This is a genomic window from Gammaproteobacteria bacterium (genome assembly GCA_016705365.1).
Lineage (GTDB): Bacteria > Pseudomonadota > Gammaproteobacteria > Pseudomonadales > UBA5518 > UBA5518.
In genome coordinates this window covers 519,786-540,484 of the sequence record JADIYI010000009.1, presented here as the reverse complement: position 1 = coordinate 540,484, position 20,699 = coordinate 519,786, and the positions used below count along the sequence as shown (strand labels likewise).

General features: G+C 65.1%; 12 protein-coding genes. 3 read left to right on the top strand and 9 right to left on the bottom strand.

The features are described from left to right. Positions 1-10 precede the first annotated feature (10 nt). Positions 11-949 carry a hydroxyacid dehydrogenase gene (locus IPF49_20505; protein MBK6289974.1) on the top strand — a complete coding sequence of 313 codons (939 nt, stop codon included), beginning with the start codon at positions 11-13 and terminating at the stop codon, positions 947-949. Between the two features lie 203 nt (positions 950-1,152). On the opposite strand, the gene IPF49_20500 is transcribed toward IPF49_20505, so the two are convergent. Continuing rightward, positions 1,153-2,127, bottom strand: coding sequence for a class I SAM-dependent methyltransferase (locus IPF49_20500; GenBank protein MBK6289973.1), 975 nt, complete (start codon positions 2,125-2,127; stop codon positions 1,153-1,155). Positions 2,128-2,630: 503 nt separating this feature from the next. Between IPF49_20500 and IPF49_20495 the strand changes: the two genes are divergently transcribed. Then, positions 2,631-4,061, top strand: a complete 1,431-nt coding sequence (locus tag IPF49_20495; protein ID MBK6289972.1) for an aldehyde dehydrogenase family protein — start codon at positions 2,631-2,633, stop codon at positions 4,059-4,061. A 48-nt stretch (positions 4,062-4,109) separates the two neighbouring features. Here the strand turns inward: IPF49_20495 and putA are convergent, their stop codons facing one another. The 7 genes from putA to IPF49_20460 all read right to left on the bottom strand — a co-directional run bounded on the left by putA (position 4,110) and on the right by IPF49_20460 (position 15,617). Next, positions 4,110-7,925, bottom strand: a complete 3,816-nt coding sequence (putA, locus tag IPF49_20490) for a bifunctional proline dehydrogenase/L-glutamate gamma-semialdehyde dehydrogenase PutA (protein ID MBK6289971.1) — start codon at positions 7,923-7,925, stop codon at positions 4,110-4,112. 76 nt (positions 7,926-8,001) lie between these two features. After that, a complete protein-coding gene (locus IPF49_20485) occupies positions 8,002-9,405 on the bottom strand; it encodes a wax ester/triacylglycerol synthase family O-acyltransferase (protein ID MBK6289970.1) in 1,404 nt (467 codons plus the stop codon). Between the two features lie 100 nt (positions 9,406-9,505). Further along, the gene (locus tag IPF49_20480) at positions 9,506-10,495 is read right to left on the bottom strand and encodes an LLM class flavin-dependent oxidoreductase (GenBank protein MBK6289969.1); all 990 of its coding nucleotides are present in this window, start codon (positions 10,493-10,495) and stop codon (positions 9,506-9,508) included. Between the two features lie 188 nt (positions 10,496-10,683). Beyond that, a complete protein-coding gene (locus tag IPF49_20475; GenBank protein MBK6289968.1) occupies positions 10,684-11,175 on the bottom strand; it encodes a nuclear transport factor 2 family protein in 492 nt (163 codons plus the stop codon). Between the two features lie 110 nt (positions 11,176-11,285). Then, positions 11,286-12,764 (bottom strand): pyridoxal-dependent decarboxylase, encoded by a 1,479-nt coding sequence (locus IPF49_20470; GenBank protein MBK6289967.1) that lies wholly within the window; start codon positions 12,762-12,764, stop codon positions 11,286-11,288. Positions 12,765-12,867: 103 nt separating this feature from the next. Then, positions 12,868-14,154: an FAD-binding oxidoreductase gene (locus IPF49_20465; protein MBK6289966.1), complete on the bottom strand. Its 1,287-nt coding sequence runs from the start codon at positions 14,152-14,154 to the stop codon at positions 12,868-12,870. Then, complete coding sequence (locus IPF49_20460; protein MBK6289965.1) at positions 14,151-15,617, bottom strand: alpha/beta fold hydrolase; 1,467 nt, start codon at positions 15,615-15,617, stop codon at positions 14,151-14,153. The genes IPF49_20465 and IPF49_20460 overlap by 4 nt, the downstream gene beginning before the upstream one ends. Position 15,618: 1 nt before the next feature. Here IPF49_20460 and IPF49_20455 point away from each other — a divergent pair, with 1 nt between their 5' ends. Continuing rightward, a complete protein-coding gene (locus tag IPF49_20455) occupies positions 15,619-19,149 on the top strand; it encodes an AsmA family protein (protein ID MBK6289964.1) in 3,531 nt (1,176 codons plus the stop codon). 62 nt (positions 19,150-19,211) lie between these two features. Here IPF49_20455 and IPF49_20450 read toward each other — a convergent pair whose 3' ends face one another. After that, positions 19,212-20,666: an HDOD domain-containing protein gene (locus IPF49_20450; GenBank protein MBK6289963.1), complete on the bottom strand. Its 1,455-nt coding sequence runs from the start codon at positions 20,664-20,666 to the stop codon at positions 19,212-19,214. Positions 20,667-20,699 lie beyond the last annotated feature (33 nt).

Below are 20,699 nucleotides of genomic sequence, written 5' to 3'. Positions count from 1 at the left end.
ATCGCGGCGAGTGAAGGTTCTTTTTCACTATGCGGCCGGAGCAAGGCTGCGTGAGGAAGTCGCGCGCTTCGCAACGCTCGGGCTTGAAGTGGTCTGCTGCGCGGAAGGTTTCGAGCAGCCGTTCCTGGCGGAGCTGGCCGATGCGCGCGTGATCTGGCATGTGTTGCAGCCGATCACGGCGGACGTGATCCGCCAGGCACCGAAGCTCGAGCTGATTCAGAAAATCGGTGTCGGCGTGAATACCATTGACCTCGATGCCGCCCGCTCCAGGGGAATTGCGGTCTGCAATATGCCGGGAACGAACAGCCGGGCGGTTGCCGAGATGAGCCTGCTGCTGATGCTGTCCGCATTGCGCCGGCAATATTGCGTCGAGCGCAGCTGTCGCACCGGGAAGTGGGTCGTCGATGCACAGGTCAGGGAGAGCCTTGGCGAGCTGTGCGGGCGCACGGTGGGGATCGTCGGTTTTGGCGAGGTTCCGCGAATTCTCGCACCGATCCTCGAGGCGATGGGCGCACGAGTGATCTATACCGCGCGCAGCAGAAAGGAGGTTGCCTACCCATTCGTGTCATTGCGGGAGCTGCTGCAGGTTTCGGACATCGTCACGCTGCATGTGCCGTTGACCGCCGAAACCGAAAAGCTCATTGACCGCTCGCGCATGGCGCTGATGAAGCGAGGGGCAATATTGATCAATACCGCGCGCGGTGCGCTAATCGACGAAATCGCGCTTCATGTCGCGCTGGTCTCGGGCGCACTGGGCGCGGCCGGGCTGGATGTGTTCGCCCATGAACCGGCGGTGGCAACGAACCCCCTGCTCGCACTCGACAACGTCGCTGTCGCGCCGCATCTTGCCTGGCTGACCAACGAAACGCTGGGTCGGAGTATCGACGTGGCGGTAAGAAACAGCCTGGCCATACGGGATTCGGTCGCGCTCGAGCATCGGGTCGTCTGAGCGGGCGTCAAACGGCTTTCGCCTGGCGCACTCGTCGAGGCGCGCCCCAGGCGCTGGTCCCGAGTTGTGCGCCAGGGCATCGAGGGCCTGGCAATAATCCGCCATCGCACGTGTAATTCCGTCTCCAGCCTGTGCATCGGTTTTGAGGCCGATCACGTGTTGGCCGGGCACGGGTTACCGATCACCGACAAATGCCGATGCTTTCAGTCCCTGACGACAAAAAAGGTATTGGAAATGGTCGCCGCGGTACGCCCCTCGGCCCAGCCGTCCTCCCGCAGCTCCAGCAGGCGACACCCGTTGCGGGCAATGATGCGATGGACATGGGCCTGCGGCAGCACGTGCATTTCCATGTGCAGCCGCTTGGGTCGCCGCAGGTAGGCGTCGAGGTCGTAGGCATAGCCGCGGCGCCAGGTCGGGACCTGGAAAACCGCCGCGCCGCCAGCGCCAAGGCGCGCGAGCACCGTATCGAGGATGTAGGTGATCACTGGCGGTGGGTTGTGCTGCAGCACGATGAACGAACAGAAGAAGCGGATTTCGGACAGGGCCTCGAGGCGCGCGGGCGAGTCGAGGCACAGCAGTTCCACATTGCGGACACGGCGGCGGCCGAGTTCCTCCCGGCATACATCGAGGTGGAATTTCGAGATGTCGGCGCCGACCACGCTGTCGAACAGCCGCGCGAGATGGATCGTGATGCGCCCGACGCCGCAGCCGAGTTCGAAGCAGTTGCGCAGTTTCGCGGGTTCGAGTCCGTGGCGCTCGAAAAAGGCCTTTATGATGTTGGCGACGAACATTCCCGAGGCGTAGAACTCCTCGATATTGCCTGCGATCGCGTCCTGCCGGTAGTTGTCGTGCGTGAGCACGGACCAGTGCGGCTCGGTTTTGCCGAATCCCTCCCACTCGCGGCGAATGCGGTCGAGCAGCACCACCAGTTGCTCGGGAGTGGCCTCGCAGTCGACCGGATTGGCTTGCCACACCTGCGGCGGCAGGCAGGCGTCGATATCGGGCGCCGCCGCTCCGATGCTTCCGCTGATGCGCTGGAACTCGGCGGATCCGATGAACGAGCTGCGCAGTTCCGCCAGGCTCGAAGCCGCCAGGTGCTCCCTGACCACTTCCTCGCTCTCGGGATCACGTCCGAGAATGAACCTGTAACAACCGAGTACCTCGTCGCGGGAAACCATTTCACTCCTCGAATTCCGAATCTGCCACCGGGCTGCGGATCGCGTGGGCCGTCCGCGCGTCTGCCGGCCTGATTATTGAGGAAACTTAGCATGTTTTTCCCTCCCCGATGCAATATCACTGCATCGACGACGCCACCCGACGCGTCGTTGGCGCTGCCGGCAACCGCCGCAATCTGCGGTATGGTGATGCCGATCTTTGTCGCGCGGCAGGGATCGAACACGATCTGCAGTTCCTCGTCACCGCCCACCCCGTTGATAGCCCGCACGCTGGCCACGCCGGGCACGGCGTGTGCTCGTCGATCACCCATGGCACTTGCTCGACCTCGACGCCACGCTCGCGACACGGTTTACATTCACCGGACAAGGCGCGACCATAACGCCCCCGACCCCGACCCCGTGCCGAGCTACGGCGGGAGCGGTGTCCGGGCACAACCCGCACTCTTCCTGAATTCGCCGCCGCGGGCGGTGGCGAGCAACTTGTTTCTTTCCGAGGAAATCCGAGCATGCAAAATTGTGAACAGTTCTATATCAACGGCCAGTGGGTGGAGCCGGTCGTGCGGCGCACGCTGGAAGTGATCAACCCGGCCACCGAGCAGGCGATTGCAACGATATCGCTCGGTAGCGCCGCGGATGTGGATGCCGCGTGCAAGGCCGCACGTGCCGCGTTCGCGAGCTATTCGCGGACCACGCGCGAGGAGCGCATTGCCCTGCTCGAACGCATCATCAGCGGTTACCAGGCGCGCTACGGCGAATTCGCGGCCGCGATCTCGGCCGAGATGGGCGCGCCGATGCCGCTGGCCACCAATGCCCAGGCCGCGATGGTGGTGGCGCATTTCACCACGGCGCTCGAGGTGCTCAGGAACTTCGAGTTCGAGGAAGACCTCGGCACCACGCGGATATTCCGTGAGCCGATCGGCGTGTGCGCATTCATCACCCCCTGGAACTGGCCCGCCAACCAGATTGCCTGCAAGGTCGCCCCGGCACTGGCCACGGGCTGCACGATGGTGCTCAAGCCGAGTGAGATCGCGCCGCTCGATGCCTACCTGCTGAGCCAGGTGCTGCACGAGGCCGGGGTACCCGCCGGCGTGTTCAACCTGGTCAACGGGGATGGGCCCGGAGTGGGCTCGGCGCTCGCCTCGCACCCGGAAGTCGACATGGTGTCGTTCACCGGCTCGACTCGCGCCGGTATCCTGGTGGCGAAGAATGCCGCGGACACGGTCAAGCGTGTCTGCCAGGAGCTCGGGGGAAAATCGGCCAACATCCTGCTCGATGACGCGGATTTCAAAAAGGCCGTGACCCGTGACGTGATCGGTTGCTTCAGCAACAGCGGCCAGTCCTGCAATGCGCCGACCCGGATGCTGGTACCGGAATCGAGGTTGACGGAAGTGAAGGAGATCGCGCGCGCGGCGGCCGCGAAGGTCAAGGTCGGCAATCCGGATGCCGAGGGCACCACGATGGGCCCGGTGGTGAGCGAGCTGCAATACAACAAGATCCAGAAACTGATACAGGCGGGCATCGACGAGGGCGCCGAGCTCGTCTGCGGTGGCACCGGCAAGCCGGAAGGGCTCGCAACCGGCTATTACGTCAAACCCACGGTGTTCGCCAACGTGAACAACGAGATGACCATTGCTCGCGAGGAAATTTTCGGCCCCGTTCTCTCGATCCTGCCGTACAAGGACGAGGCCGATGCAGTCCGTATTGCCAATGACACGGTCTACGGGCTGTCGGGCTACATAACCTCCTCGAATATCGAGAGGGCACGCAAGGTTGCCGCGCAGTTGCGTACCGGGATGGTCCACCTCAATGGCAGTGGCGTGGACCTGGCGGCGCCGTTCGGAGGCTACAAGCAATCCGGAAATGGTCGCGAGTGGGGTGCCCACGGTTTCCATGACTTCCTCGAAACCAAGGCGGTCATGGGCTACAACGCCGCCTGAGCCTGCTCGCAATACCCCTCTCCCGCCGCGGGAGAGGGGGGGCAGCAATCAATCGCTTTCGGATTGCGACATCAGCGCGGTATTGCCACCCGATGCGGTGGTATTCACCGAAACCGTTTTTTCGTGCACGAAACGCTGCAGGTAGAGCGGTCCGAAATCCTCGTCGATGAGCGGCAGGATCGCACCCTCGCGGGCAGCCAGCGAGCGGCTGCAGTGACACGAGAGCGCGGCATCGCCATGACAGAGCACGCCGTCGATCGCGCAGCCGCGCAGGATTTCCCCGAGCGCCTGCATATCCGCCACCGTGTGATGCGCGCTCAGTCCGTCGGCAAAACCGGCCTCCCCGAGCAGGTTGCGCAGCGTCATCACCAGCGGACGCGTGGCGGCATCGGACAGGAACAGCAGCGTATTGCCACACAGCAGCGCCGCCAGCGCGGGCAAAAGGATATCGCTTTCCCGCGCACCGTCGCGGCACACGCAGGCCAGCACGCCCCGCGGCTCGAATGACAGGGTGTTGGTTTCACCGGTCGGGCCGGGCATCTCGAGCGCCTGCGCAAGCGCAGCGCCCTGCTCGAGCAGCGAATGCAGGCGTGTACCCAGTGCCACGCGCTGATCGTGATCGCGCAAACCGTTGTGTGTGATCTGCTCGCGCAACGCACGCGCCGGTGCGAACCGGGTGCGCATATCGGCCAGGCTCCATTCGTGCTGCAGCTCCGCCAGCGCCGCGAGCAGCAGCCGGCAATCGAACACCTCCGCGATATCGATCGGTGTCTCGGAATCCTCGATGGCGCGATAGGCGGGCACGTCGTTGCCCGCCACGCGCATCAGGCGGGGCAGATACAACGGCCCTCCGGCTTTGGGGCCGGTGCCGGACAAACCCTGCCCGCCAAAAGGCTGGACGCCGACCACCGCGCCGATCATGTTGCGATTCACATACACGTTGCCGGCGCGGGTGTCGCGCGCCAGCATATCGATGCTGCGCTGGACGCGGCTGTGGATGCCGAAAGTGAGGCCGAAGCCTGCGGCATTCAAGCGTTGCGGCAACTGTTCGAGATCGGCCGCGCGATAGCGCACCAGGTGCACCACCGGCCCGAACACCTCCTCGCGCAAGCACTCGACAGAATCGATTTCGTAGAGCCGCGGGGCGAAGAAACTGCCGTTGTCACTACCCGGTTGCAGGGTGCAGGCGTGCAGCAGTTTTGCCTTGCCCTCGAGCCAGGCCACATGGGCCTCGAGGCGCGCGCGTGCCTCCTCGTCGATGATCGGGCCGATATCGCTGGCAATGTCCGCCGGGTCGCCGACGCGCAATTCCTGCATCGCGCCACGCAGCATCGCGATGAGGCGCTCGGCAATCTCGTGCTGTACACAGAGAACGCGCAGGGCCGAGCAGCGCTGCCCGGCGCTGTTGAATCCCGAGGCGATCACATCATCGACCACCTGTTCGGGCAAAGCACTGGAATCGACCACCAGCGCGTTCTGACCCCCGGTCTCGGCGATCAGCATCGCGCGCGCGCCGCCGCGTGCGGCCAGTACCTTCGCGATATGAGTCGCTACCGCGGTCGAACCGGTGAACATCACCCCCGCGATGCGCGGATCACCAAGCAGGCGATCACCAACCGGCGCGCCGGGTCCGCACAGGATCTGCAGCACATCGGCCGGAACGCCCGCGGCATGGAACATTTCGACCAGGCGCAACGCGACCAGCGTGGTCTGTTCCGCGGGCTTGGCGATCACCGGGTTTCCGCTGACCAGTGCCGCACTCAGCTGTCCGACAAATATCGCGACCGGGAAATTCCACGGACTGATGCACAGTATCGGTCCCCGCGGCTCGAGCTTGTGCCCATGACGCGCGATCAGTGTTTCGGCCTCCAGCGCGTAATAGCGGCAGAAATCGATGGCTTCGCGCACATCGGCCAGCGCATCGCGCACAGTCTTGCCGGCTTCCTTGATGCAGAATCCGGCCAGTTCCGCGAGCCCGGCTTCCATCTGATTGGCGGCCCGCCTCAGGCAGTCGGCACGCGTGCCTGCGGGTGTCCCGGCCCAGCGTCGCTCGGCCGCATGCACCGCGGCTGCGGCCGCTTCGATCCGCGCGCCCGAACTCGGCGTGTAGTGACCGAGAATTTCCTCGCGATTGGCGGGGTTGCGCACCGCGGTCCGCGTTCCCGGGCCGGTATCCGCGCCGAGACGCGCGGCACTCTCGCGCCAGACATCGAGACCGCTCGCGAAGGCACGCAATTGCTCCGCATCCTGCAGATCGACACCGTGTGCAGCGGCACGCGCCGTGCCAAACATCTGCCGGGGCAACGCAATACTGCGGTTGGCGTATTGCCGCAGTCCGCGCAGCTTGTCGCGTGGATCAGCGCCCAGCAGCACGCTCGGCAGCGCCTTGTTGGCGAGGTTGTGCACAAAGGAACTGTTGGCGCCGTTCTCGAGCAGACGACGTACCAGGTAGGCGAGCAGATCGCGATGTACCCCGACCGGGGCGTAAATCCGGCACGGTACCTCGATGCCCTGCGCCTCCAGCATTTCCTCGTACAGTTCCTCGCCCATGCCGTGCAGGCGCTGGAACTCGAAACCGCCCGGCGTGCCGCTCATTGCGAGTATCGCCGAGGCCGAATGCGCGTTGTGGGTGGCGAACTGCGGATAGAGGCGCGATCGTTGCGCGAGCAGGCGCCCGGCACAGACCAGGTAGGACAGATCGCTCGCGGCCTTGCGGGTAAACACCGGGTAGCCGGCGAGGCCAAAATTCTGCGCGTGCTTGATCTCGGCGTCCCAGTACGCGCCCTTTACCAGGCGCACCATGATGCGCCGGCGCTGACGCGCGGACTGATCCGCCAGCCAGTCGATCACGGCAGGGGCGTTCTTGAGGTAAGCCTGCACCGCCATGCCGAATCCTTCCCAGCCCGACAGCGAACTGTCGCGATACACCGCCTCGAACACATCGAGCATGGGATCGAGCCGGTGCGCCTCCTCGGCGTCGAGGGTGAGGCCGATATTGTGAGCGCGCGCCAGCTGCGCGAGCTCGAGTACGCGTGGCACCAGCTCGGCCCGGGTACGTTTGCCCTGCGCGAGTTCGAGCCGCGGATGCAGCGCCGAGAGTTTTACCGAGAAGCCCGGGCCACTGACCGGATCGGACGCCCTGGAGTGTTGTCCGACCCGCTCGATCGAAGCGCAGTAGACGGCGTGATATTCGCCGGCGCTCGTTGCGGTGCGCGCGCCTTCGCCAAGCATGTCATAGGAGTAGCGATAACCGCGCACCAGCCATTCCTTCGATTTGTCGAGCGCGGCATCGATATCGGTACCGAGCACGAATTGCGTGCCCATGATGTTCATTGCCAGGCGCATCGCGGTGCGGATCGCGGGCTCGCCCGCGCGACCCACTGTCTGGCGCAACATGCGCCACGCCGACTCGGTGTCATCCTGCTGCAGACGGATCACCTTGCCCGTCAGCAGCAGTCCCCACGCCGAGGCGTTCACGAACAGCGAGTGCCTGTTGCCAACATGCGAGCGCCAGTCGCCGCTGCCGAGTTTGTCGCGGATCAGGCGGTCGGCCGTAATGCGATCGGGAACACGCAACAGGGCTTCCGCGAGACACATCAGCACCACGCCTTCGCGGCTCGACAGCGAATATTCCGTGAGCAGCGCATTGATGCCGGCGCTGTAGCGCTGTTTCTCGCGGATCGCCTCGATCAGCGCAGCGGCCCGTGCCGCGACCGCGGCACCATCGCCGAGCTCAGCATCGGCCTGCGCCAGCAATGCCGCAACGCGCGCCCCTTCATCGCTGTCCGACAGTGCCCGTATGGCCCGGCGCAGATCCTGATCGCAGACGGGTGGCAACATCAGCATGTTCGTGTTCTCTGCCATTCACGACCGCAAATCATGACGGTAATTCGAGACAGTAAACTCTTTGGCTGCTCGCTAAAAAGTTGACTGTCTCGAATTACCCCGAGTCCTCCAGCAACGCGGCGAACTCCGCGTGCATATCATCTATCAGTCGGCGCAGATCGGGCAGGGCTTTCTTGCACGCGATCGCGCCGAGATTCATTTGCCCGGCGTAACTCCAGAACGTCAGGTTGAGACCGGTGCCTTCGGTGAGCGGCCCGGCGGAATACAGCGCTTCGCAGACATCGCCGCGCGCGGTAAAGCGGGTTTCGCGGGGGCCCGGTACGTTCGAGACGATCAGGTTGCCCGAGAGCGGAAAATCCATGCGGTCGGCCGCATGCACGCGATAGTCGCGCTGGCGCCTGCGCGAGAATATCAGCGGCGGGATATATTGCATCCACTCGCGTGCCGCTTCGCGTCCAAGCAATTCGAGCACCTCCTTGGCCGCGGCAGTCTCGGCGCGGGTGGCCTCGTAGCGTGCGCGGCTATCCGCGATATCGGTGCGCAGACGCACGTGAAAATACGCCAGGTTGTTACCCGAAATACGGGCAGCAGCGGCTTCCCGATCGGCACTGACCGGGATCGCGCACACCAGTGGTAGCGCCGGGAGATCGTCGTGGGCCAGCAGGTAGCGGCGCATCGCACCGGCGATCATGCCGAGCGCGACGTCGTTGATGGTACCGCCGAGGCGTTCGCGTATTTTTCTGAAATCATCCAGCGCGAACTGCGCGGTGGCGTAGTTGCGCAGGTTCGACAGCGCCCGATTGAAGCGCAGCTTGGGTATTTCCTTCGAGTAGGGTGCGGCCGGCACCACGCTTGCGGAGCGGTTGCGCGCCTCGATCAGCTTGCGCCGCCGCGCGCTGTCGCGCAGCAGCGTGGGAAAATGCGCGAAATCGCGCAACAGGTCACGCAATGCATCCGCCACCAGGCGTGTCGCGGAAGGTTCCTCCTCGCGGGTGAAATGCGGTATCTCGAGAGTGGCGAGCGCGGCGGGATCGCGGTACAGCACGTGTGCCAGGTAATTGACCGAGGCCACTCCGTCGGCGAGCAGGTGATGGATCTTGTTGATGTAGGCAATGCGTCCACCTTCCAGCCCCTCGACCACCCAGATTTCCCACAACGGTCGCGAGCGATCGAGCGCTCCGGCCGCGATTTCGCCGATCACCTGACCCAGCTGCTCGCGCCCACCCGGTGCCGGTACCACGATGCGATGCAGGTGCATATCGAAATCGAAACCGCCGTCGTTGATGACGACCGGGTGATGCAGACCGAACGGCACCGGTATCACGCGGTACTGGAACAACGGCAACACACTCATCGAGCGTTGCACCAGGGCGCGGAAGTCCTCTCCCGGATCGCTGGAGGCGGGCGACCGGCATACCAGGATCTTCAGCGTGTGCATCAACGCCGAGGGCGTTTCCTGGTAGAGAAAGTAGGCGTCCTGACCCGACAGACGATGCATGGCATTAATCTCGTCTTCGATGGCGCGTGCTCGCGTCACAGCGCAGGCAGTATGCCAAAGGCAGTGCACGGCGAACAGCATCGCAGCCTGGTCTTCACCGTCAAAGAGGGTTGATGCTCAGTTGCGGTGCGACCTTCCCGAAGAAATTCCGCAGTGTTGCCCAGCTGATGTCCGCGTCGAGCCCGCCCACCAGCGGGTGCAGAGTGATGATGTCGTTCGGCGCCATCCGCGAGGCGCGCGCCAGCGCGTCCTCCGGCCGCATGACCTGGTAGGTTCCGTTCTTTTTCAATTCATCCGCATCCATTGCGGAGCTGAACAGCATGTCGAGTGTGGAGCTCTGCTGCCAGCGCGCGTAGCAGTTGGTTTCGTAGAGGCAGAACGGAGCGATGCGCGCCCAGTCTCGCTCCGGGTCTTCCGACACGTACAGGAATCCCATCGGCAGCTCGCCCGAGTAGCGCGGCTGCCTGCCGAGCGCCTGACACTCGCTGACATAAATCTCGTTCAGGTGCGGCATGCCGCCGATGAAAGCATCGCCGTCACGGGCCGCACGGCGCGCGGCGGGCGCCGCACTGCCGCCCATGAAGATCGGCGGATGCGGCCGTTGCAGCGGGCGCGGGAAGATGCGCGCCGGGCGGCCGCGGTAGGTGAATGACTCACCGGTCCACGCCTCCTTCAGTGCCCGCACGCCCTCGTCCATCAGCAGGCCGCGCCGCTTTGGATCCACGCCGAACATGGCGAGCTCCGAGCTGACGTAGCCGCCCAGCAGCAGTACCTCGGCGCGACCGTGGCTCAGGTGATCGAGCACCGCCACGTCCTCGGCCACGCGCAGCGGGTCCAGATAGGGCAGCAGCACGTTCACCTGCAGCCGTACGTGCCTGGTGAGGCGTGCGGCGGCGGCCGCCAGCACCATCGGGCTCGGAAGGTAATTGTCGTCGACGCCGTGATGTTCACAGAAGTTGATCGTGAGTGGCAGCCCGAGCGAATCGATCCACGCAATCTGCTCCAGCGTGGTGTCGTACATCTGCGCCAGCGACACCGAGGTGGTGGCGGCTGGCGTCCGGCATTCGTACTTCACAAAAACATAGGCCATCGTTCAGCAGTCCTGATCGGTTCGTTGTGGAACGCGTCATCATTGTGTAACCGGCTGCCGCCGTCCAGGCATGATTGCGCGCCTTCATTACTCCGCAGACGACGGGCTCGACCAGTCCTGGGAATGTCGCGGAACTGTATTGCGGTAGCCAGAGCGGGCGGTTGCCAGAGGCTTAACTTATGCCCGATTCAGGAAAAAAACCTGTATGAGGCGTCATCGCGGTCGCGCCGCGACTCGGCTGATTTGACGATGGCCTGCAGCGGCACTTCCGATTGGGCGTCGATCACGTGCTCGCGTTCGACGATCAGCCAGCAGCCGGCGCGTTTCGACCAGCGATCGAGGTAGCGGCTGCGCACCTGGATTTCCACCGCTCCGGTCTCGCGCTGCTGCTGCAGCACCACGGTAATATAAGCCTCGCTGACCGCGCTGTCGCCGTCGAGCTCGATCAGCACATTGGTGATCTGGTGCGAATGCGTCTCCATGCCGCGATGCGCTTCCCACACCCAGTCGATGAAGCCGTGGCCGGTGCCCGTGTAAATTCCGTAATAATTCGCGCTGGCCTGCGGCGCGAACACCGCACGGGCCATGTCCTTGTCCATGCGGTCGAGGCCGCGGCAATAACGTGACAGCACATCGCGGATCGCGGCCTTGTCGCCAAGTTCGTTCATCGTGATATCCATGTTCAATCTCCCGGCGCGCACAGGCGCTGTTCAGACAATGTGATTCTGCAGGGCGTGCATTGTTGCGCGGGGCTCTGATTCCGGGCAACAGGCGGGTCGACTGCGCGTCTTCAAACCGGCAGCGCGATTGCTGTGCCGGAGCCGTCGGCGGCAAGCAGCCGCTGGCCGATGTCCAGAACCGCATCCACCAGTTCGTCGGCGTAACGGGCGGTGGTACGTGCACCGATGAAGCAGGGGCGTATCGCGAGACAGCCGTTGACCATGGTGGTGCTCGGCAAGTGCTCGTTACCCTGCAGCAGACGGCGATGGATGCGACGGTTGAACGCATCGAGATCCCCGATTCCCGGCGCCCTGAAGCGAAAGCAGCACACCGAGAGGGTAGGCTCCAGCAGCAGCTCCAGACGCGGATCGGCGCGCGCGCGCTCGGCGACGTGGCTGGCCATGTCGTTGTGGCGAACGACGCGCTCGCGCATGCCGGCGGCACCGATTTCCCGAAGCATCGCCCACACGACCACGCCGCGCGGGGCCGCCGACAGTTCGATGCCGAAATCCGCATAGGGAATCCCGAGACTGTCCATCGAGTGCACTGCGTCCTCGTTGTGCACCGAGCCCTCGAGATAGGCGGCGGGCTCCTGGGTGAAGGCGCGCAACAGCAGTTCGCGGTCACGCACGAAGCTTGCCGCAACGCCGACCGGAGCGCCCATCCACTTGTGCGGGTCGACGATCGCCGAATCCGCCAGCTCGATCCCCCGGTACAGCGGCGCCTTGCGCTGATCGAGAATACCGAACAGGCCATAGGCGCCATCGACATGAAACCACAGGCCGTGTTCGGCCGCGATGCTGCCGATCTCGTATAACGGATCGATCGCACCGGTGTTGGTGGTACCGGCGCTCGCGACCACGGCGACCGCCAGTACGTCGCGTGCCCGATCCTGCGCGATGCGTTCGCGCAGCGCCCGCGGCACGATGCGTCCCTGGCGGTCGGTTTCAATGTTGATGACGTTGTTGCGGCCGATGCCGAGCACCCCGGCCGCGCGCTTGACGGTATGGTGGGTCTCGCTGCTGGCGTAGAGCACTGCACGCCGGCTCATGCCCTCGGCCGCCGGATCGATGCCCGCCTGCTCCAGCGCCCACTGCCGTGCTCCACCGAGCGCCACCAGGTTGGCGACCGATCCGCCGGAACTGTAGATGCCCTTCATGCACACCGGCAGCCCGAGCAATTCGCGCAGCCAGTCGAGGGAGAGTTCCTCGATGAAATTGAAGGCATGCAGCATCTGGCGCTGGGGTGCTGCCAGCATGGCGGCAGTGGCGGCGGCAATGGCTACGGTGGTCGGCCCGGTGGTTATGTAGGCGCTGAAGCCCGGGCGCGCGACCGCGCTGCCGTTGGGGATCAGCTGCTCGCAAAGCTCCGCGAGCACCGTGTCGAGGCCTGCGCCGTGCCGCGGCAACGGCTGCTCCAGCATTCGTTGCCAGCGCTCCCGTGCCGGCTGGGCATCGCCGTGACCGAAGCGGGCAAACTCATCGAGCGCCGCGCCAATGGCGGCGAGCGATTCGCCGATGTTCGAGGTTTCCGCCGCGTCCCGTGTCACCTGTTTTCCCCTGTGCCTGATGCCTGCAATTGTGCCGCATCGGATGCGTCGGTGGCGAGGCGCAATCGAGGGGCGGTGGCAATGGTGCGCGCGCGCTGCCGGATCACAGCAGGTCGCGCAGCCGGTAATAGAGCATGCCGAGCGCGACCAGCTGATTGCCGAAGGCCTGGCCGAAGGGAATGCGCCGGTGTGGCACGCGGGCAAACACATCCATGCGCTCCATGTCTCCGGCGATCGCATCGCTCATGATCTCGGCCGCGACATGGCTGAAATTCACCCCGTGGCCGCTGTAACCCATGGCGTAGAAAACCTGCCGGTCGAGGCGCCCGAGCAGCGGCACCCGGTTCACCACGATCCCGATCCGCCCACCCCATTCGTATGCCACGCGCTTGCTTGCGAGATGCGGGAATATGCGCCGCATGCGGGGCATGATGGCAGCGCGGATACTGCGCGATTCGCGCCCCGAGTAATTGCAGCGCCCGCCGAACAGCAGGTGGCGCTGGGCCGAGAAGCGGAAGTAGTCGAGTACGTTGTTCGGGTCGCAGACCGCGAGATCGTGCGGGTTCAGTTCGTTTGCTTGCGCTTCGTCCAGGGGTTCGGTCGCAATGATGTAGCTGCCCGCGGGGAATACCAGTCCGCCGAGCCGACGCTGTTCCAGCCGCTGGTAGGCATTGCCGGCGAGCAGCACGGTATCGGCCGCGACTTCTCCGCATGCGGTTTTTACCCGTGCGCGTGGGCCGCGCACGATTTCCGTGACCGCGGACCGCTCGAAAATCCGCGCGCCCAGGGCGACTGCCGCGCGCGCCTCGCCGAGGCAGAGATTGAGCGGGTGGAGGTGGCCATTGCGCGGTATCAGCAGCCCGCCGATATAGGCATCCGTGGCGAGCATCGCGCGCAACTCGCGTGCATCGAGCAGGCGTGCCTGCGGGTCGATTGCGTGGGAGTGCAGCTCTTTCTCGCTGGCGGCGAAGTCACGCATGTGGCGCGGCTTCAGTGCCACGTCGAGGTAGCCGCGCCTGAAATCGCAGTCGATCGCATGATCGCGGATCCGTGTCTCGACGATCTCGTTGCCGCGCCAGCCGATCTCGCGCAGCATCGCGGCCACTCCCGTACCGTGGTGGCGGAGCAACCCGGGCTGCCCGCTCATGCCCCCGATCAGCTGCCCGCCGTTGCGCCCCGAAGCGCCCCAGCCGATGCGGTTCTGTTCGAGCAGTACCACGCTGTAGCCGCGCTCCGCCAGGCCCAGCGCGCTGGCCACACCGGTGAAACCGCCGCCGACGATGCACACATCGGCGCGCACGCTGCCTTCGAGCGGAGGATGCACGCGAGTATCGTTGCGCGTTGCGGCGTAATACGAGGCGCAATGTTCCGCGGAAATCGGCTGGTTCATGGCGTGGCACCGGTGGCGGAGGCCCATTGCAGCACGCGCTGCTCCAGGTATGGGTAGAACGGATTGGAACCGAGACGGGTCAATTGCTCGAGCGGTACCGCGAGCGCGTTGTGTTCGCCGTGCAGCACCAGGGTTCCCAGGCGCACACCGAACGATTCCGTATAATCCGGCTCCAGTCCGTAGACCGGATCGCTGACCGGGAACGGCAGCGCGATATGCGACAGCGAATACACGCTGCGCGGATAGCCGACATCCATGCCGTGCTCCACGATCTCCCGCGATCTGGCGGCAATCGATTTGCGCACGGTAGCGGAGCCGTGCTCGCTGTTGTTGGTGATGACTTGCAGGCGGTAGGCGCGCGGATCGTCGTCGAACAGGGTGCGCAGGAATTCGCGGTCGGAGCGCTTGAACGCCGTGGCAAACACCGCGTTGCGGTTGAAATCGAACAGCACCAGCTCGCTGCCATTCGCTGGCAGATGAGCGAACAGCGTGCGCACGACCGCGCGGGTGCTGACGGTGGAGTCGAGCAGCGACTGGAATGCCAGGATCGGCGGCATCCGGGCGAGGCCGCCGTTGCCTTCGAGGCGACCGATTCCGCGGCTGATTTCCTCGGTCAGCGCGCGGGTCTGCACCGCGCCGTTCAGCGGAAACGAATTGAACTTGAACGGGTTGAATTCGGGTTGCACCTCGGTCCAGGCCGACTTGGCGAAAAAGGGAATGAACGACAGCCTGCCGAGGAGCCGTGCCAGGGCAGCGCTCGGCGAAATCCCTATCATCGGCGACATCAGCACGATACGGTCGGCGCGTGGCAGTGATGCATCCTCGAGGGCATCGAGCTGATGCTTGACGCTCAGTGCCGCGCCGTTCGAATAACCGACCATCAGCAACGGCGCGTCGGCACCGATCTGACTGCGTACTGCCCGTGCACCGAGGCGGGTCGCGGCCATCCAGTCCTGCCAGGTCACCTGCGCCAGCGCCGCCGGCACCGTGCCATGGCCGGGCATGCGCAAGGCCAGCACGTAATAGCCGCGATCGAACAGCGCGCGGGCGATTGCACGCATGCTGTAAGGCGAATCGGTAAGACCGTGCAACAGCAACGCGCCGCCCTCGATCCGCGCCGGCCGCAGCTCGAAGCTGCGGTTCCAGTCGCGCGGGAACAGCCACTGGTAGTTGGGACTTTGCGCCCAGTAGCGATTGCCGGGCAGCTGCTGTTCCAGGGGGATCGACTGCAACAGCCCAGTGCGCGTTTCCTCGAACAGATCCTGCTCGCGCCCGAGGTAGCGATCCAGCGTGAATCCGGCGTCAAGCTCCGCTGCCTGCATCTCGCCGGCCGGTGCCTGCGTGTGCCAAGGCTGCAGATCGGGAAGCCTGCGCGCCTGCAACGCATATATCAGGACGATGGTCGCCAGCACGCTCAGGGTCGCGACGAGCACATTGACGATCCAGCCGAGCAAGCGATGCATCGTGTCATTTTCCGATCATGAGTTCATGAATGGCCCGGGCCAACTGTACCTTGAACGCACCGAGCAGTGCGATGTATCGGCACCTGGAGCACGCCTGTCCGCCCACCATGGGCTACACTCCCGCGCCATGATGATCGTACGCAGATTTCTCCTCGCCGCGCTGATGCTGTCGTTGCTGGCGATCGTTTCGCTGGTGGCTGCGCTGGAGCTCGATCCGGGGTTTTTCAAGAGCCGCCTCGAGGCCTCGGTTGGCGCTGCGCTTGGCCGCCGGCTCGCCATCGATGGGGAGCTGCGCCTGGAGTTGGGCGCGATCGTGCGGATCGACGCGGGAGCGGTGCGGCTCGCCAATTCCGGTTGGGGCAGCGAGCCCGAGATGCTGCGGGTCTCGCGCATGGTACTGGAGCTCGAGCTGCTGTCGTTGTTGCGCGACACGGCGGTGATCCCGCGGATCGAGCTGGCCGGCCTCGACGTGCTGCTGGAGCGCAACGCGCAGGGGCAGGCCAACTGGCAATTCGGCAACCTCGGGCAAGAGCACGAATCGGGCTGGCCGGAGGCTCCGTCGCTGCTGGTGAAACTGATCTCGATGCCCGGTGCCCGGTTGCGTTACAGCGGGCCGCGCCTGAGCCGCCCACTGGAGTTTCGCTTCGGCACCGTGGAGCAGCATCCCGGGACCGATGGCTTGCTGGTCTTCAATGCCTCGGGGCAGGCCAATGACATACCGCTGCGCTTCAGCGCCAGCGTGGGCCCCCTGGGCAGTCTGCTCGAGGGCAAGGACATCCGCGTCGCGTTGCAGGGGCAACTCGGGGAACTGACGCTGGATGGCAGCGGGCTCATCGACGACCTGGGGTCCCCGGGGAATACGCGGCTGGTACTCGCGGTCAGCGGTCCCGATGCCGACTACCTGAGCCATCACCTGGGAATTCGCAATCTCGGTTCCGGCCCCGTCAGGCTGGAGGCAAGCGTCGCCCCGGGGACCGGCAATCGTGGAATCAGCGGCAAACTCTCGGGTGTAGTGGGCGAGCTGAGACTCGAGGGGAGCGGTGAACTCGTCGATCCGGTGAACGTCGAGAAGGCGGTGCTGAAGCTCGCGGCTTCCGGCCCCGATCTCAGTGTGATGGGCGGGCTGTTTCGTCTCGACCATCTGCCGCCCGAATCCTTCAGCCTCGAGTTGCACATGGAGCGACGGCGAGACTCGCTCACCATCGATGCCCTGGCGGTACAACTGAAAGATGCGCAACTCCGCGTGCACGGCAGCATCGATGGCATCGAGCGCCTGAGCGGCAGCGATCTCGGCTTCGAAGCGAAGGGTGCCGACCTGGCGCGATTGCGCGAACTGCTTCATGTACCCGGCCTCGCGGCCGGGCCGTTCGAGTTGAACGGCCGCCTGAAACACTCGGCGCAAGGCCGCGAGCTGCTCGATGTCACCGCGATCACCGCGCTCGGGAAACTCACCATCGACGGTCCGCTGGGAGAGGCTCCCGGCTTCTACGGCAGCGAGCTGCAATTCACCGCCAGTGGCGCCGATTTTGCCGCGATCGGAGCCGCATTGAAGACAGGCGGCTTTCCCGGCGGCAGCTTTGATGCCAGCGGCGGGTTGCGCTGGAGCGAGGCCGGGTTGGAGTTCGAGAGCAGCGCGCTGCAACTCGGCGGGGATCGGCTCGAACTCGACGGCGTGATCGGGATGCAACCCTTTGGTGAACAACTGGACCTGCGCGTCTCGTTGCAGGGCAAGGATCCGCGCCTGCTCACCGACTTGCTGGGCCAGCCTTCGCTGCCTGCCGAGCCCTACACCGCGGGCGGGCGATTGCTTCGCGCCCGCGGCGGCCCCTGGCGGCTGGAAGATGGCGAGGCCACGATCGCCGGGGCTCGCTTGCGTCTCGATGGGCAGATTGGCAGCCCGCGCGCGCTGCCGGGAATCGCGCTGAACTTCAGGGTCGAGGGGCCGGACCTCGCCGGGTTCAGTGGCATGGCACGACGCAAATTGCCGGGGCTGCGATTCAATGCTGCAGGTGAATTGAGCAGCACGAGCGATGCCGTCCGGGTGCGCAAGCTGGAATTCTCCGTCGGTGATCTCGCTATCGGGGGCAGCGCCACGCTTGGACTACCTCTCGCCGGATCGCGCGGCGAATTCGCCATCAGCGCCACCGGTAACGGTTTCGATGCGCTGTTGCCGGAGCTGGGCTGGTTGCCGCTGGTGCACCAGCGCGGGCAACTGAGTGCGCGCGGTGGCTGGAAAAACGACCGCTTGAGCTTCGATCTGCTGCAGCTCGAAACCGCCACCGACAAGGTGAGCCTGAAGGGTGAGCTCGGGTTTGCGCCGGAACTCTCCGCCATGGGGCTGCAGCTCGATGCGCATATCTCTGACCTGGCCGCCGCGGGACGGCGCTCCGGCGTCGAATTGCCCCCCGGCCTGACGCTGCCCGCGAGTGCTCTGCGGCTCGAGGCGCGCATCTCGGCCACACCGGCTGCGTTGGATTTCGAGAGCTTCAGCGCAACGTTCGGCGCCAGCGATCTTTCCGGGCGCGCCCGGATCAGCCTCGCCCCGCGTCCTGTTGTCGATATCGAGCTGCATGCCGATTCCCTGGATCTGACGCCGTTCATCCCTCGCGAGCAGCAAGCGGCGAGCCCGCAGCGCAAATTGCTGATACCCGATTTCCCGCTGCCGCTGGAGCGGCTGGACAAGCTCGACGGCCGCTTCGCGTTGCATGCGGACAAGTTGCTCTTCGCGGGGCTCGAATACTCCGCGGTTGGCTTCGATGCCCGTCTCGAGCACGGAAACCTCGCCGCGGCTCCGATCGGCTTTGCCAACCGCAACGGGACGTTTTCGGGGCAGCTCGATATCCGCTCCGCAGGTACGGTGCCGTTGGTGCGCCTGGCGGGAAGTGGCAAGAGCCTGCTGCTCGATTTCGGTGGCAGCAACCCGTTCGGCCTGCTTCGTTACGATGGGGAGATCGATCTTGCGGGCGAGGGACGCAGTCTGCGTGAGTTGGCGACCTCCCTGCGTGGCACCCTGCGTTTTACCAGCGCCGGCGCCCGCTTGCCCAACAGCAAGCTGAACCTGATGTATTCGAGCTTTTTCGGCCAACTCCTGCAAACACTGAATCCGCTGATGAAGCGCGAGCCCTACACCGACGTGATCTGCGCGGCCTACGCGTTGCGCGCCGAAGGAGGTGTGCTGCGCACGGATCCGGCGCTGGTGATTCGAACCAGCGCGCTGGACATCATGAGTCATGGCGCCGCGGACCTGCGCAACGAGAGCATCGATCTGAAATTCAGGACCGTAGCCAGGGAGGGCCTCGGCTTGAGCGCGACGCAACTGCTCAATCCCTACGTCAAGGTCTCCGGGACGCTGGCCAAACCCGAGCTGACGCTCGACCAGAAAGGCACGCTGATCAGCGGCGGGACCGCGGTCGCCACCGGTGGTTTGTCGATTCTGGCAAGCAGTGTGTGGGACCGCTTTTCGACGCTGGAGGATCCCTGCGCGAGCGTGATTGCCGAGGCGGACCGGCGCGCCGCAACTGCACCACACTGATTGCCGGCCACCGCAGCGGCGCCGCGCGCGCTCACCATGGGCGGTGGCGCAACCGAAGCCCTTCAGGACGCGGGCTTGCCAACGAGCTCGATGCTCAGGGCGAGCTGGTGTGCCAGTTCCGCGAAGGCGTCGAAATCCTCCTGGCTGATCGCGGCACCCGAAAGCGTACGGTCAGCATACAACACCCCGATGCAGCGTGTTCCGACCAGCACCGGTGCCAGCAGCAGGTCGCCCGATTGGCAGAAGTCCAGAAGTTCCGCCGGCATCAGTCCGGCCGGGGCTTGCGCGGCACTGGCATCATGCCGAAACGAACGGTTGTTGGCGACGCACTGGTGCAGGATGTCATCGCGCCTGGTCACGGAAAAGCGAAAAGTCGGGCCCCACTGCTCGCACCCGTCGCCGAGCCAGAAACGGGCGGAGAGCGTTTTTCGATCGTCGCTGAGCAGCGCGGCGATGACGCGATCCATGCCGATGCCGCGGTATATGCCATCGATGGCGGTCTGCATCACGGTATTGATGTCCGCAGTGCCGGGCTGCATCGCGCCCAGTTCCTGCAGTACGCCGAGTCGCACGCTCGAATCCCCGTGCGCGCTGGTGCGTCGGGATTTCGCACCTGCCGGTTTGTGGCTCATGCGCTGGGCCAGCATGCTGGCTCCGTAGCAGCGCGCGATGCCCTCGGCCTCCCGACCGCAGGCGCGCACCCGCATCGCGGCCGCTCCGGTCTCGATGTTGGTCAGTGCCGCGATCCGGGCATAGAGATCATCGAGCAGCGGCGATTCCCAGCCTTCGCACGCCACGCAGTCGGCGAGTTCGTTCGCGAGCAGGATGACCTGCGCGCGCGACGCTCTCGCGGGCGTGATCTGTTCGTGCAGGGCCGTGCCGGGGCCGAGATGCCAGGCCTTGATCAGGCCTCTGCTGAGCTGGCGGAACGAGCCGCCGACGGTCCTCCTGATGAGGGCTTCCCGGGTGTTCTGCGGCGTCGTCGCGAGGGCCGTATCGAGGGCATCGATTTCCGCCCCGCCGAGGCTCCAGAAGGCGCTTTCGCCGATCTGTTCGAGCAGGGCGCCGAGAAACGCCTCCTCGCGCTCCCTCGAGCTCGCGTTGCTGATCATGACGCGGGCCTGTACCGCGGCGTGCAGAGATGCCGCGGTGCGATCGAGCACGCGCTCCACCACGCTGCGCGAAAGCTCCTTCCTTGCCAGCAGCGTTTCCAGCAGCCGGTTGGTGATGCAGATATTGGCGATGGCATCGAAGCCGATCAGGGTGGTGGCCCGGGTGAGGGTAGTGACCGGATCGGGTGAAACCAGGTAGGTCGGGCTGTTGGCGATGCGCAGGATTTTCGAGCTGAGCGATGGGTCGAGCCGCAATACCTCGCTCAGTTGCGCGGCCGAACTGTCTTCATCACCGACCAGCGACTGTACCCGTTGCACGATGGCGGCCAGCGCCGCGAGCTCGCGCTGGTTGATACGAGTGATCCAGTCCTCTACGGTGCGCGTTTCATGGCCCTGCTGCGTCATGACGATCCTGAATGATGGGGCAGAGCGTAGTGT

What these genes read in the sequence shown, in the direction of transcription:
- IPF49_20500 (MBK6289973.1), bottom strand. Translation starts at nt 2,127, where the DNA reads ATGGTTTCCCGCGACGAGGTACTCGGTTGTTACAGGTTCATTCTCGGA.
- IPF49_20495 (MBK6289972.1), top strand. Translation starts at nt 2,631, where the DNA reads ATGCAAAATTGTGAACAGTTCTATATCAACGGCCAGTGGGTGGAGCCG.
- putA (MBK6289971.1), bottom strand. Translation starts at nt 7,925, where the DNA reads ATGGCAGAGAACACGAACATGCTGATGTTGCCACCCGTCTGCGATCAG.
- IPF49_20485 (MBK6289970.1), bottom strand. Translation starts at nt 9,405, where the DNA reads ATGCATCGTCTGTCGGGTCAGGACGCCTACTTTCTCTACCAGGAAACG.
- IPF49_20480 (MBK6289969.1), bottom strand. Translation starts at nt 10,495, where the DNA reads ATGGCCTATGTTTTTGTGAAGTACGAATGCCGGACGCCAGCCGCCACC.
- IPF49_20475 (MBK6289968.1), bottom strand. Translation starts at nt 11,175, where the DNA reads ATGGATATCACGATGAACGAACTTGGCGACAAGGCCGCGATCCGCGAT.
- IPF49_20465 (MBK6289966.1), bottom strand. Translation starts at nt 14,154, where the DNA reads ATGAACCAGCCGATTTCCGCGGAACATTGCGCCTCGTATTACGCCGCA.
- IPF49_20460 (MBK6289965.1), bottom strand. Translation starts at nt 15,617, where the DNA reads ATGCATCGCTTGCTCGGCTGGATCGTCAATGTGCTCGTCGCGACCCTG.
- IPF49_20450 (MBK6289963.1), bottom strand. Translation starts at nt 20,666, where the DNA reads ATGACGCAGCAGGGCCATGAAACGCGCACCGTAGAGGACTGGATCACT.